This is a genomic window from Pantoea sp. FN0307 (assembly GCF_050113815.1).
Classification (GTDB): Bacteria; Pseudomonadota; Gammaproteobacteria; order Enterobacterales; family Enterobacteriaceae; genus Mixta; species Mixta alhagi.
Genome location: NZ_JBNJSO010000008.1, coordinates 52,799 through 66,255, shown reverse-complemented (window position 1 = coordinate 66,255; position 13,457 = coordinate 52,799). Strand labels below are relative to the sequence as shown.

The following is a 13,457-nucleotide window of genomic DNA, read 5'->3' as shown; positions in this document are numbered from 1 at the left end:
CCCGTAGCGTGCTGATGCGGGCAGCCGATCATCATTAATCCCAGCTCAGCACCACTTTGCCTGAGCGCCCCGAACGCATTTCGTCAAATCCCTGCTGGAACTCATCAATGCTATAGCGATGGGTAATTATCGGTGTCAGGTCAAGTCCAGACTGGATCAGCGCGGCCATTTTATACCAGGTTTCAAACATCTCACGGCCATAGATCCCTTTAATAAACAGCCCTTTAAATATCACCTGATTCCAGTCGATCGCCATATCCGATGGAGGAATGCCCAGCAGCGCAATACGCCCACCGTGATTCATTGCCTCCAGCATGGTGCGGAACGCAGGCGGCGCGCCTGACATCTCCAGCCCGACATCAAAGCCCTCGGTCATGCCCAGCTCGCTCATTACCTGCTTGAGTGATTCACTGCTGACGTTAACCGCACGCGTGACGCCCATCTGACGCGCCAGCCCCAGACGATACTCATTCACATCGGTAATCACTACGTGACGCGCGCCAACGTGCTTACATACCGCCGCCGCCATAATCCCGATCGGCCCGGCACCGGTAATCAATACATCCTCTCCGACCAAATCAAAGGAGAGCGCGGTATGCACCGCGTTGCCAAAGGGATCGAAAATCGCTGCCAGCTCATCAGAGATGTTATTGGGGATCTTAAAAGCGTTAAACGCTGGAATGACCAGATATTCCGCGAAACAGCCCTGACGATTAACCCCGACGCCAACGGTATTACGGCAGAGATGCGTGCGCCCAGCGCGACAGTTACGACAGTGGCCGCAGGTGATATGCCCTTCTCCCGAGACGCGATCGCCAACAGCGAAGCCTTTAACCTCCTGCCCAATCGCAACCACTTCACCCACATACTCATGGCCGACAATCATCGGTACCGGAATGGTTTTTTGCGACCATTCATCCCAGTTATAAATATGAATATCGGTGCCGCAGATAGCGGTTTTACGGATTTTAATCAGCAGGTCGTTGTGGCCGGGTTTCGGGATCGGCGCATCGGTTACCATCCAGATCCCTTCTGTTGCTTTTAGTTTTGCCAGTGCTTTCATAGCGACTTTCCTCAGGCGATAACGCCAAGCTGTTTACCAATGCGCGTAAAGGCTTCCACCGCACGTTCAAGCTGCTGATGCGTATGCCCGGCTGAAATTTGTGTACGGATACGCGCCTGCCCCTGCGGCACAACCGGATAAAAAAATCCGGTTACGTAGATGCCCTCATCCTGCAGCAAACGCGCAAACTCCTGCGCCACCTTTGCTTCACCCAGCATCACCGGAATGATGGCGTGATCGGCACCGGCCAGGGTAAAGCCTGCATCGTTTAACGCCTGACGGAAGTAGCGGGTGTTATCCCACAAGCGTTGCCGCAGGCCATCGCCGTCGCTCAGCATATCCAGTACCCGCAGCGAGGCGCTGACGATCGCCGGTGCCAGCGAATTAGAAAACAGATAGGGCCGTGAGCGCTGGCGCAACCACTCCACCACCTCTTTTTTCGCCGCCGTATAGCCGCCGGAAGCGCCTCCAAGCGCTTTGCCCAACGTGCCGGTAATAATATCGATGCGCCCCATCACCTCGCAGTATTCATGCGTACCGCGGCCACCCGCGCCCACAAAACCTACCGCGTGCGAATCATCCACCATCACTAACGCATCAAACTCATCGGCCAGATCGCAAATACCGCGCAGATTGGCGATAACGCCGTCCATAGAGAAGACACCATCCGTAGCGATAAGAATATGACGTGCGCCTGCTGTACGTGCCTCTTCAAGGCGCGCGCGCAGCTCTGTCATATCGTTGTTGGCATAGCGATAGCGCCGCGCCTTGCACAGGCGCACGCCATCAATGATCGATGCATGATTCAGCGCATCGGAAATCACCGCATCTTCCGGCCCCAGCAGAGTTTCAAACAGCCCGCCATTGGCGTCAAAACAGGAGGAGTAGAGAATCGCATCTTCCATACCGAGGAATTCAGCCAGCCGCTGCTCCAGTTGCTTATGGATATCCTGCGTGCCACAGATAAAGCGCACCGATGCCATGCCAAAACCGTGACTCTCCATCCCTTCCTGGGCTGCCAGGATTAATGCCGGGTGGTTAGCCAGCCCAAGATAGTTATTGGCGCAAAAGTTAACGACCTCCTGACCCGCCGCAAGGCGAATCTCAGCCTGCTGCGCCGAAGTAATAATCCGCTCCTGCTTAAACAAACCTTCCTGTTGCGTTACTGCCAGCTGTTGCTCAATTTGACGATAAAAATCCGCAGGCATTTTTATTCTCCGTGACCGGCTTATAGTCGGCACATCATACTGAACGCTGTCTCGCCAAACGATAATCGACGCAACAGAATGTGAATTTTGCAGCATATATCACGCCTGATGCTGGGGTTACATTTCGTTACGGACTCCTCTGGCTGCCTGTCTGCCAATGAAATGTTATGATGAGCGTTATTTAGGTGTGGAACCTCCCGTTCCGCCTCACTGTTTAAGGTTAAGCACATGATTATTGTGACTGGCGGCGCCGGTATGATCGGCAGCAATATTGTTAAAGCGCTCAATGATGAAGGTATTACCGATATTCTGGTGGTGGATAACCTGAAAGACGGCACCAAATTCGTTAATCTGGTTGACCTTGATATCACTGATTACATGGATAAAGAGGATTTCATTGCCAGCGCAATGGCCGGTGATGACCTGGGTGATATTGAAGCGGTTTTCCATGAAGGCGCCTGTTCCTCTACCACCGAGTGGGACGGCAAGTACATGATGGATAACAACTATCAGTACTCGAAAGAGCTGTTGCACTTCTGTCTGGAGCGTCAGATCCCTTTCCTGTACGCTTCCTCGGCGGCCACTTACGGCGGACGCAACGACAACTTTATTGAAGAGCGCCAGTATGAGCAGCCGCTGAACGTTTACGGCTACTCGAAAATGCTGTTCGATCACTATGTGCGTCAAATTCTGCCGGAAGCGGATTCTCAGGTGTGTGGCTTCCGCTATTTCAACGTTTACGGACCACGTGAAGGTCATAAAGGCAGCATGGCAAGCGTTGCCTTCCATCTCAATACGCAGTTGAACAACGGCGAGAATCCCAAACTGTTTGAAGGCAGCGATAACTTCAAGCGCGACTTTATTCACGTCAGCGATGTGGCTGCGGTGAATCTGTGGTTCTGGAAAAAAGGCGTTTCCGGCATTTTTAACTGCGGAACCGGCCGTGCCGAATCTTTCCAGGCCGTAGCGGATGCCGCGCTGGCTTACCATCAAAAAGGGGCGATCGAGTACATTCCTTTCCCGGAAAAACTCAAAGGGCGCTATCAGGCTTATACCAAAGCGGATCTGACTAATCTGCGGGCAGCGGGCTATGACAAACCGTTTAAAACTGTGGCCGAAGGCGTAGCTGATTATATGGCCTGGCTGAACCGCGACGCATAAGGAAGGCGCACCCGGCATGAAAATACTGGTAATCGGCCCCTCATGGGTCGGCGATATGATGATGTCGCAAAGTCTCTATCGTACGCTGAAGGCCGAGCATCCTGATGCCGAGATTGATGTGATGGCGCCAGCCTGGTGCCGTCCATTACTGTCGCGCATGCCGGAAGTCAACGAGGCGCTGGCGATGCCGCTGGGTCACGGCGCGTTAGCGCTGGGCGAGCGCTATCGTCTTGGCAAATCGCTGCGCCATAAAAAATATCAGCGCGCCTATGTGTTACCCGGCTCGTTTAAATCGGCGCTGGTGCCTTTTTTTGCCGGTATCCCACAGCGCGTGGGCTGGCGTGGCGAAATGCGCTATGGCCTGTTAAACGATCTGCGCGTGCTGGATAAACCCGCTTTCCCGCTGATGGTGGAGCGCTATGTGGCGCTGGCCTATGACGCGTCGCGCATTAAAAGCGCCCGTGACCTGCCACAGCCGTTGCTGTGGCCGCGCCTGCAGGTAGAAGAGCAGGAAAAAATCGAAACCGCAGCGCAGTTTTCTCTGAACGCTGAAAGGCCAATCATTGGTTTCTGCCCAGGCGCGGAGTTTGGCCCGGCCAAACGCTGGCCACACTATCACTATGCCACGCTGGCGCAGCAGCTCATTGCCGCTGGCTATCAGATTGTGCTGTTTGGCTCTGCAAAGGATCGGGAAACCGGCGAACAGATTTGTCAAACGCTGGATGAAGCCGGACGTCACTATTGCCATAACCTGGCCGGTGAAACCAGGCTGGAGCAGGCGGTCATTCTGCTGGCGCACTGCCATGCAGTAGTCACCAATGATTCAGGGCTGATGCATATCGCCGCCGCGCTAAATCGTCCGCTGGTAGCGCTATACGGGCCCAGCAGCCCCGATTTTACTCCGCCGCTCTCACAGCAAGCTCGCGTTATTCGCCTGATTACCGGCTATCATAAGGTGCGTAAAGGCGAGGCGGACCAGGGCTACCATCAGAGCCTAATCGATATCCAGCCTGCGCGCGTTATGGAAGAGCTTATGACGTTATTAAGTCAGCAGGAGCGTGCATGAAGGTGTTGATTGTTAAAACCTCTTCAATGGGGGATGTCCTTCATACGTTACCGGCGCTGACCGATGCCATGCGAGAAATCCCTGATATTCGCTTTGACTGGGTGGTTGAAGAAAACTTTGCACAGATTCCAGGCTGGCATCTGGCGGTAGACCGCGTATTGCCGGTGGCGATTCGCCGCTGGCGTAAACACTGGTTCGGCAGTCAACAGCGCGAAGAACGTGTCGCGTTCAAACGAGCACTGCAGGCGCGTGAATATGATGTGGTGATTGATGCTCAGGGTTTGATTAAAAGCGCAGCGCTGGTAACCCGCCTGGCAAAAGGCATTAAGCATGGTCAGGACAGCCGCAGCGCACGTGAGCCTTTCGCCAGCTGGTGGTATGACAAACGCCACGAAATTGATAAGCGACAGCATGCCGTAGAGCGCACTCGCGAGCTGTTTGCCAAAAGTCTTGGCTATGAGAAACCGCAAACGCAGGGCGATTATGCCATTGCCTCTCATTTTCTTGCTCACCCACCCGCTGATGCGGGGCGCTACCTGGTCTTTTTGCATGCCACCACGCGTGATAACAAACACTGGCCTGAAAGCCACTGGCGTGAGCTGATTACGTTAATCGAGCCGACCGGTTTGCGGATTAAACTCCCATGGGGAGCGGAGCATGAGCATCAGCGGGCACAGCGTCTGGCTGCTGGTTTTGATCATGTTGACGTGCTGCCGAAGCTAACGCTGGAGCAGGTGGCGCAAACGCTGGCGGGCGCAAAAGCGGTGGTTTCAGTGGATACCGGCCTGAGCCATCTCACTGCCGCCCTCGATCGTCCTAATATTACACTCTACGGCCCGACCGATCCCGGTCTGATTGGCGGCTATGGACTGAATCAGCAGGCGCTGCGTGCGCCGTCAGGCGATATGCAGGATATTAATGCTAAAAGCATCTTTGCTCTGCTACAGGAAAGATTTAATGCATAAACTTCATATAATTAATTTAGAAAAGATGGGTGGCGTCGAGCGGCTTTTCCTACAGTATATTCAGGATGATTCTGCGCAAAATGATGCCATCTTTTGTATAAGTAACCATATCGGGCCGGAGATAGTAAAGCATCTTTCTAATCGCAAGATTACCTTTGTTAATCGTATTTTTAACAAAGTGAGCATTAAATATCCTGCTTTTTTACGCAAATATGCTCTACAGCTAAAGCTGCTTCTGGCACAGCCGGATGCCATTATTGTCTGGGATCTGGTACCTAACCTGTTAGCGAAGCCTAACCGCAGCAAAATTATCTATTATGATCATGGTTGCTCATGGCGTTATCGACATAATAAAAAGACTCTGCGTTTTTTCTCAATGTTGAGTGGTGTGATTTCTGCTGCCTGGGCATCAAAGCGAGTCATGGAAATACGCTTTAATCTGCCATGTCCAGTTAACGTTGTTATAAATCGTATTCTTCCACCACGTGATATATTTATGGGTATGAAGACACCACTTACTTCAGTGCGTCTGGGCATTGCTGCCCGTCAAGTTGGCTTGAAGGGCATCAGCGTAGCGTTGCAGACACTCAGAGTACTGCTGGATCGAGGCATGAATGTTACACTCGATATTGCTGGTAAAGGGCCAGACGAGGAAAAATTCAAAGCTTTATCGCACAAGCTGGGCATTGCTGATCGAGTAAGATTTATAGGTTTCCAGCAGGACTTAAGCAATTTTTTCAACCATATTCATATCTATATCAGTACGCCTGTTACTGAACCATTTGGCCTTTCATGTATGGAAGCGCTGCATTATGGCGTGCCCGTGGTTTTTCCGCTGATTGATGGTCAACCTGAAGTTGTAAAAAATGGTTATTGCGGTATTGGCATAGTGCCTGATATTTTGCCTGAAACTCATTGGCAGCAAACCGGTATTGATGTCGATTTTCCTCACTATGTTTACTATCCAAAAGAAGATAAGCTTCTGCCGCCAAAGCTTCTCTCACCAGAAGCCTGCGCGGACGCTATTGAAAATATTGCCGGACCAGACTATGAGCGTTACCGGGCAAATGCCTTTACTCATGTCAGAACTCACTTCGATCACAAAAACTTTGTGAGCGATTTCAATAAAAATATTGATGGAATTATAAATGCTCAGACAAGAAACCATTAAAAAAGGTTCTTTTAAGCAAATCGTATTAACTACTGCAATTGCTATTATATTTTTATCTCTTTACGGTATGGTTTTTAATCCGATTTACGCTCGAAAGTTTTTTTATACGGCTGGTTACGCCATTATAATTCTTGCGGTAATCGATTTTAAAAAAATCACACGACCTTTCAGAAGATTAAATATCACTTTAGCCATTCTGGGTTATTGTCTCACTCTTCTGGTATGGTTTTTACTCTACCATAACAGTGGCGAATACTCTGACATTTATCACGCTTATGAAACGTCAGGGCGTGTTCTGTTTATGTCTGCAATATTAGTCTTTATTTTGTCAAATACGCACTTTTCTTTTCCTCGGACGCTATATAGTATTATATTAATTGGTGGTGGCGTAGCGACCGACCTTTTTGCTATTTATCAGTCAAATATCATCAATTTTAGCCGCGTTGAATTAGGCTTTGATCGAGCCACAATGGCCGCATATGCTATTAGCATAATCAATATACTCATGATCAACGCTATCCTGACCTTTAACGGTAAAACGCGTTATATCCTCTATATCACAGGAATGGCGTTAAGCCTGAGTGCAATTGTTTTTACCGGTACTCGAGCCGCTATCCTTGCTTATCCAATATTGTCTATTATTCTGACGTTCTTCCATCCCAATGTAAAAAAAGCCCACCTGATAAAACTTGTTGCTTGTGTGCTGGCATTACTTATCGTCATGATATTTGCTTTTCAAAAAGAATTAGAAGGAAGAGCGATTGCATTTAAAAACGATCTGGTTAACTTTGAGAAAAATAACAGTAAAACCTCGGTAGGCGCACGTTTGGCGATGAATTGGGCAGGTTTCCATGCTGGTATGGCAGCTTTAGCAGGTCAGTCAGCCGAAAGCAGGGCAATCAATATTGATCAACAAATTCAGCGAGATCCCGCTATGGCTGGTGCAGGCGTCTTCAAGCATGTGCATATGCACAATGAAGTGATCGATAATTTTTCCCTACGCGGCTTAGCTGGAGTCATTATGCTAACGCTCTTTTATGTTGCACTTATTTATAACGCCTGGCAAGAACGTAACCTGGTACAATTTGTCATTACGCTGAGTTTGATAACTTACGGGCTAAGCGATGTTATTTTCTTTAGCCGCGAAGGAACTATCAGTTATGCTATTGCTATTCTGGCTGCTCTAACATTCTCAAAATTCAAAACACCTAACGGCACGGATAGAGATAATATTTATGTTTAACTCCAATAAATAATTATGCATGGAATAACAATATTTCGTTAGCATATTTTTTTCAAATTTATATATGGTAATAAAGAAATGCGAAACAAAAAAATTATTATTGCAGGTTACGATCTTAGTGGGTTTGGCGGTATGGAAACAGTATGCGATAGCTTTGTACGCCTACTACGGAGGAGTCATCCACATTTGACCGTAAATTTTGTTTTTTTCAAAGAGGGCAATACTCAAGTAGATGATACCTGGTTGGCGCAGCATAACTTTACACGACTCTATTCAAGCGTTCATAACACAAAAATTCGTCGCCTTTGTTTTGCCTGGTCCTTCGCCAGGGTGTTACGTTATGAAAAAGCGGATATTGTGCTTTGTCTGGATTCCCTTTCCTGTTTTATTGCCCATAACGCGCGAAAGTTCATATTCAGAAAGTTCCCTGTTTATTCATGGGTACACTTTTCTACTCATAATATGTATAAAGCCAAATACATATGTAAAGCGGATGCGCATCTCTCTATTAGTACAATGATCTCACAACAGCTTAGAGATATGGGTATCTCATCGGAAAAAATTTTTACTGTTCATAACCCAGTTCGCAGCGTCGACAGGACGATACCACGCCCTACAAAAGTGACCCGCTTTCTCTATGTAGGCCGCATTATTGCCGACGAGCAAAAAAATATGCGTGGTCTTTTTCAGGCGCTTTCACAGATAAAGGGTTGCTGGAAACTGGAAATTATCGGGGCTGGTGAGGATATGGCTCTGCTGCAAGCATTAGCAGAATCATTAAATATTAGCGATCGTATTACCTGGCACGGTTGGCAAAAACAGCCGTGGCTCTATATACAAGAGGAGATAAAGTATATTACATGTTTATTATTGACTTCTCATTATGAAGGTTTTGGTATGGTGTTGGCAGAAGCTAGCGCAAACGGCGTCTACGCTATTAGCTCTGATTGCAAAACTGGGCCAGCTGATATTATTCAGCAAAATATTAATGGTAATCTGTATCCTGCTGGGCAGCCGGAGCAACTTGTAAAACTATTGCAGGAAATCGTAAATGGTAAATTATTACCTGACCATTTCACTATAAAGGCCGCTATTGCGGATTTTTATGAAGACAAATATATAGCGAAAATGCTTAAGGCATTAGAATTGAATTAATATACTTCTCCCAGAGGGCTATAATAGTCGGGTCTGATAGTAGTCTGCCAGGGTCATGCCCTGCACCTTTGGTTGCAACCACGAGAAAAATGCCTCTAAGTCCTCATATAATTTCTCAATGTCGCTGTCGGTTTTGAAAGTTGGACTGCCTCCCGGCATATATTCGGATGAATGTAGCATATACTCAACATAATCGCTGCCCTGAGCCAGACTTAGCTCCACGACTTTCTGCATAGCGCTGACATTTCCACCCATGGGTCTTAACCAATGAACGGAAGGTGAGCGCATTTTCCCTCTCAGTCGATCATAACCTTGCTTAATACTGTTCATCAGCGGTGAATGTTTATACTGAATACTCATTGGTACCTCCAGTAAAGGAGAGGAGCCAATGCGGCTGATATTATTTTCGTCCAGAAAATAAGCTTGAGAGGGGAAGTGACGATAATCACTGCCTCCCAAACCTTGCGGATCGCCTTTAGCGTATTGCCAGGTTATTTTTGGCGTTACCGAGCAATCAACCTGGTAACCCAGGTTGATTAAACAGCGCGCGTATAGTTCATTAAATGCCCAGCGTCCGGCACGATGACTACGCATTTTCACCTGGAAAGTATCCTCTAAAAGATTAGTCAAAAAGATAATCTTCTGGCGCATCAATTCAATCGGATATTCTATTAAATAGGGCTTATGCTTCCAGTCATCATTAGTCAGCGGTTTCAGAGGAGGACTGTTCCACGCATGCAAATGCATACCCACCTCTCCCGTGCCTCGTGCCAGAACATCCTTAGCAAACTCAATGAATACAGGATCGATGGCCATCTCATAATTGGTCAACCAGACTGGCTTGAAGCCATATTTCTCACACAACTGCTGGAAACGAGGTAGATAACGCGCGTTTTCAGTGGCGATACTGCTATGGTTTTGCCATAGGTTATCGCCTTCGGTATCAATAGTGATAAGAAATGCGGGTTTCTGCATGAAAATGTCCTCAACCGTTGAGAGCCGAACATGGTAAAGCAATTAGCTTTAAAGCTCCACAATGCTTCTCTCTTTCCATACGATCACTTAAAATCACAGATTGGTTCGCAGATTAAGAAATAAAATGGCTTTTAACCTCATCCCTTTAGCTGCTCTTAGACCAAGACGTGTTTTGATAGTCAAATTGCGTCATCATGGCGATATGTTGTTGATTACGCCAGTAATCAACGCTCTTAAGCAACAGGATGCCAGTACACTTGTTGACGTATTGTTGTATGAAGAGACACGCGATATGCTTGCTGCAAATGAGCAAATCAATTGTATCTATGGCATTGATAGAAAATGGAAAAATAAAGGGACATGCTATAAGCTACGTGAAGAAGCGAGACTGATCCGCACACTACGCCAGCAACGTTACGATACCGTTCTTAACCTCGCGGACCAATGGCGCAGCGCGCTGATTACACGCCTGACCGGTGCGAGCACCCGCATTGGATTCGATTTTCCTAAAAGGCGTCACCCCCTTTGGCGATATTGCCACACAATATTAGTGCCAACGAAAGATCATGATAATCAACATATTGTTGAACAAAATCTTTCAATTTTAACACCGCTGGGCCTGAATAATACGCCTGCCTTTGTGAAAATGGCGTATCGGCCAGAAGACTGGGAGAGAGCGCAGGCATTATTGCCCGTTTCAGTGCGTGATAATTACGTAGTGATTCAACCTACCTCTCGCTGGTTTTTTAAATGCTGGCGAGAGGATCGTATGGCAGCAGTTATTCGTGCTCTTTCCGCTGCCGGACAACATGTAGTATTGACCTCAGGTCCGGATTTACGGGAAAAAGCGATGACTGATGCCATTCTGGCGCAGTGTCAGGGTGAAAAAGTCATTTCTCTTGCGGGTCAGTTAACCTTACGACAACTCGCAGCACTTATCGATCATGCTCGTCTGTTCCTTGGGGTAGACTCTGTGCCAATGCATATGGCTGCGGCGTTAAACACGCCACTGGTGGCGCTTTTTGGCCCTTCTAAGTTAGTTTTCTGGCGCCCGTGGGGGGCGAAAGGCAAAGTTATCTGGGCGGGCGATTTTGGCGAACTACCGGATCCCGATACTATTGATACAAACACTCAAGTTCGTTACCTGGATTTAATTCCAACGGAAACTGTGATTACCGAGGCGGAGAAGTTGTTGTCGTGAACCCATTCAGACTAGCCCTGGTCAGACAAAAATATCGGCCCGATGGCGGAGCCGAACGTTTCGTATCACGGGCACTTGAAGCATTAGATAGCCATAATCTTGAACTGAATGTCATTACTCGTGATTGGCAGGGGCCAGTAATGCCTTCCTGGCATATCCATATCTGTGATCCCTTTAAGTATGGCAGAATTAGTCGGGAGCGGGGTTTTGCATGTGCTGCGCGCCAGCTTTGGCAGTCTGAAAAATTTGATTTGGTGCAGAGTCATGAGCGTATTCCTGGCTGCGATATTTATCGTGCTGGAGATGGTGTTCATCGACGTTGGCTTGAACAGCGTGCCAGGATATTACCCGGCTGGAAAGCGAAGCGCCTGTTTACCAACCGGTACCATCGTTATGTTATGGCTGCTGAACAGGAAATGTATCAGGCGCCTGAGTTGCAAGCAGTGATCTGTAATGCAGAGATGGTTAAGCGTGAAATTATGGAAGATTTTGGGCTACCTGCTAACAAAATCCAAGTGATATATAACGCCATAAATAGCCAGTTTTTTCAACCACCTACTTACGACTCCCTGTTAAAGCTACGTCAAAAATGGCAATTACCGCTGACAGCCACTTGCTTAATCTATGTCGGCTCCGGCTTTGAGCGTAAAGGACTGGAAAATGCTATTCGGGCAATTGCGGCCAGCGATCGGCACTTAATTGTCGTCGGCAAAGATAAGAAAGAACAACGTTATCGCTCGCTGACAAAAACACTTCACTGCGAAAATCGCGTTCATTTCTTTGGAATGCAGGCTGATACATTACCCTTTTATCAAATGGCAGATGGGCTACTGTTGCCGACACTTTATGATCCTTTTCCTAATGTAATTTTAGAAGCGATGGCATGTGGGCTTCCTGTCATTACCACTACAGGCTGTGGCGGCTCAGAATTCATTCATAGTGGTAAAAACGGCTTTGTCTGCGATGCTCTCGATATTAAGGCACTAAACGAGGCGATTATGACGCTGCCTACTCACGCTTTAGGATCATCTGAAGGCGAACAAGCCCGAGCGCAGGTTTTACCTTACGATGGCGAAAAGCTATCAACTCAGCTACTAACCCTTTATCAGACACTGCTGAGGTAACGATGCGTATTTTAATGATTATTGATGGACTACCTGGAGGCGGAGCCGAGAAGGTTGTTTTAACGCTGGCAGAACATTTTATTCGTCAAGGCGACAGCGTAACTCTGTTTTCATTACGTGATATTTGTCAGTATCCTTTGCCTGGAGGACTACATTATCAAGTTATTGCCGATAAATGTCGCGCTCCCTGGAGAAAGCTGACTGAATTAAAGCGTCGTGCACGTCATCTGGATCAGGCTATTGCTGAAGCCGAGCAGAGCGTACGCTTTAATCTTGTGCTTTCGCACTTACATAAAACTGACCGCATCGTGGCACACAGTAAAAAGCTGGCCCAGCATAATTTGTGGTTCTGTTTGCACGGTGTATTCTCCAAGTCCTATTTAGGGCATCGTACAGGCTTTAGCCGCTGGCTAAAGCAGCAAAAAGTTAAGCGCGTTTATCAGCATCGTAATATTATTTGCGTTTCAGACAGTGTCGGTCGTGATCTGGTGTCAGAGTTTTCAGTAACCCCTGCAAGACTAGAAACTATCTATAACCCATTTGATATTGAAGCAATCCGCAAAAGCGCTGATGAATCCTGCGAATTAGCAGGAACAGATTACCTGATTCACGTTGGTCGATTTCATCAAACAAAGCGTCATGACCGTCTGTTAGAAGCTTATGCTAAAAGTGGTCTTCAGTCTCCTCTGGTTTTACTCGGTCAGGGTAAACCCGAACAGGAAGCACAGCTTCGTCAACTGGCCGTCAGACTTGATATATCAGACCGAGTAATTTTTAAAGGCTTCCAGCTTAATCCGCTGCCCTGGATTCGTCATGCCAAACTGCTTGTTTTAAGTTCTGATAGTGAAGGCTTTGGTAATGTTCTGGTTGAAGCGCTTTTGTTGGATACACCGGTCGTCAGCACCCGCTGTCCTGGCGGCCCGGCCGAAATCCTGACTGGCGAACTAGCTCGAGGTTTATGTGAGATGAATGCTGATGCTCTGGCGTATGCAATTCGAGATATTTACCTATCACCTCCTGTTATCGATCAAGTCCTTCTGCAGCAGCGCTATAACGTCGAAAACATATGCGACCAGTATCGGCGCCAGGCACGTTTATAATCACCATAAAGTGATACCCGGCTAT

The 13,457-nt window shown here is 47.8% G+C and carries 12 protein-coding genes; 9 read left to right on the top strand and 3 right to left on the bottom strand.

Annotated elements, in window-relative coordinates; all coding sequences use genetic code 11:
* Positions 1 to 34: 34 nt before the first annotated feature.
* Both tdh and kbl read right to left on the bottom strand, forming a co-directional pair.
* Positions 35 to 1,063: an L-threonine 3-dehydrogenase gene (gene tdh, locus ACQE3Z_RS18715; protein ID WP_426974933.1), complete on the bottom strand. Its 1,029-nt coding sequence runs from the start codon at positions 1,061 to 1,063 to the stop codon at positions 35 to 37.
* 11 nt (positions 1,064 to 1,074) lie between these two features.
* A complete protein-coding gene (gene kbl, locus ACQE3Z_RS18710; RefSeq protein WP_426974932.1) occupies positions 1,075 to 2,271 on the bottom strand; it encodes a glycine C-acetyltransferase in 1,197 nt (398 codons plus the stop codon).
* A 228-nt stretch (positions 2,272 to 2,499) separates the two neighbouring features.
* Here kbl and rfaD point away from each other — a divergent pair, with 228 nt between their 5' ends.
* From rfaD to ACQE3Z_RS18680, 6 genes are all read left to right on the top strand, one after another.
* A complete protein-coding gene (gene rfaD / locus ACQE3Z_RS18705) occupies positions 2,500 to 3,432 on the top strand; it encodes an ADP-glyceromanno-heptose 6-epimerase (RefSeq protein ID WP_426974931.1) in 933 nt (310 codons plus the stop codon).
* Between the two features lie 16 nt (positions 3,433 to 3,448).
* Positions 3,449 to 4,498 carry an ADP-heptose--LPS heptosyltransferase RfaF gene (gene rfaF, locus ACQE3Z_RS18700; RefSeq protein ID WP_426974930.1) on the top strand — a complete coding sequence of 350 codons (1,050 nt, stop codon included), beginning with the start codon at positions 3,449 to 3,451 and terminating at the stop codon, positions 4,496 to 4,498.
* Positions 4,495 to 5,463 (top strand): lipopolysaccharide heptosyltransferase RfaC, encoded by a 969-nt coding sequence (gene rfaC, locus ACQE3Z_RS18695; protein WP_426974929.1) that lies wholly within the window; start codon positions 4,495 to 4,497, stop codon positions 5,461 to 5,463. The genes rfaF and rfaC overlap by 4 nt, the downstream gene beginning before the upstream one ends.
* Positions 5,456 to 6,634 (top strand): glycosyltransferase, encoded by a 1,179-nt coding sequence (locus tag ACQE3Z_RS18690; protein WP_426974928.1) that lies wholly within the window; start codon positions 5,456 to 5,458, stop codon positions 6,632 to 6,634. The genes rfaC and ACQE3Z_RS18690 overlap by 8 nt, the downstream gene beginning before the upstream one ends.
* The gene (locus ACQE3Z_RS18685; RefSeq protein ID WP_426974927.1) at positions 6,612 to 7,877 is read left to right on the top strand and encodes an O-antigen ligase family protein; all 1,266 of its coding nucleotides are present in this window, start codon (positions 6,612 to 6,614) and stop codon (positions 7,875 to 7,877) included. The genes ACQE3Z_RS18690 and ACQE3Z_RS18685 overlap by 23 nt, the downstream gene beginning before the upstream one ends.
* A gap of 78 nt (positions 7,878 to 7,955) precedes the next feature.
* On the top strand, positions 7,956 to 9,032 hold the full coding sequence (locus tag ACQE3Z_RS18680; RefSeq protein ID WP_426974926.1) for a glycosyltransferase: 1,077 nt from the start codon (positions 7,956 to 7,958) through the stop codon (positions 9,030 to 9,032).
* Positions 9,033 to 9,050: 18 nt separating this feature from the next.
* Here ACQE3Z_RS18680 and ACQE3Z_RS18675 read toward each other — a convergent pair whose 3' ends face one another.
* Positions 9,051 to 10,007, bottom strand: coding sequence for a polysaccharide deacetylase family protein (locus ACQE3Z_RS18675; protein WP_426974925.1), 957 nt, complete (start codon positions 10,005 to 10,007; stop codon positions 9,051 to 9,053).
* 124 nt (positions 10,008 to 10,131) lie between these two features.
* Between ACQE3Z_RS18675 and rfaQ the strand changes: the two genes are divergently transcribed.
* Genes rfaQ through ACQE3Z_RS18660 form a run of 3 tightly spaced genes read left to right on the top strand, consistent with a single transcriptional unit; the run spans position 10,132 to position 13,432 of the window.
* Positions 10,132 to 11,208 carry a putative lipopolysaccharide heptosyltransferase III gene (rfaQ, locus tag ACQE3Z_RS18670; protein ID WP_426974924.1) on the top strand — a complete coding sequence of 359 codons (1,077 nt, stop codon included), beginning with the start codon at positions 10,132 to 10,134 and terminating at the stop codon, positions 11,206 to 11,208.
* Complete coding sequence (locus tag ACQE3Z_RS18665) at positions 11,205 to 12,332, top strand: glycosyltransferase family 4 protein (RefSeq protein ID WP_426974923.1); 1,128 nt, start codon at positions 11,205 to 11,207, stop codon at positions 12,330 to 12,332. The genes rfaQ and ACQE3Z_RS18665 overlap by 4 nt, the downstream gene beginning before the upstream one ends.
* Before the next feature lie 2 nt (positions 12,333 to 12,334).
* A complete protein-coding gene (locus ACQE3Z_RS18660; RefSeq protein WP_426974922.1) occupies positions 12,335 to 13,432 on the top strand; it encodes a glycosyltransferase in 1,098 nt (365 codons plus the stop codon).
* Positions 13,433 to 13,457: the final 25 nt, after the last annotated feature.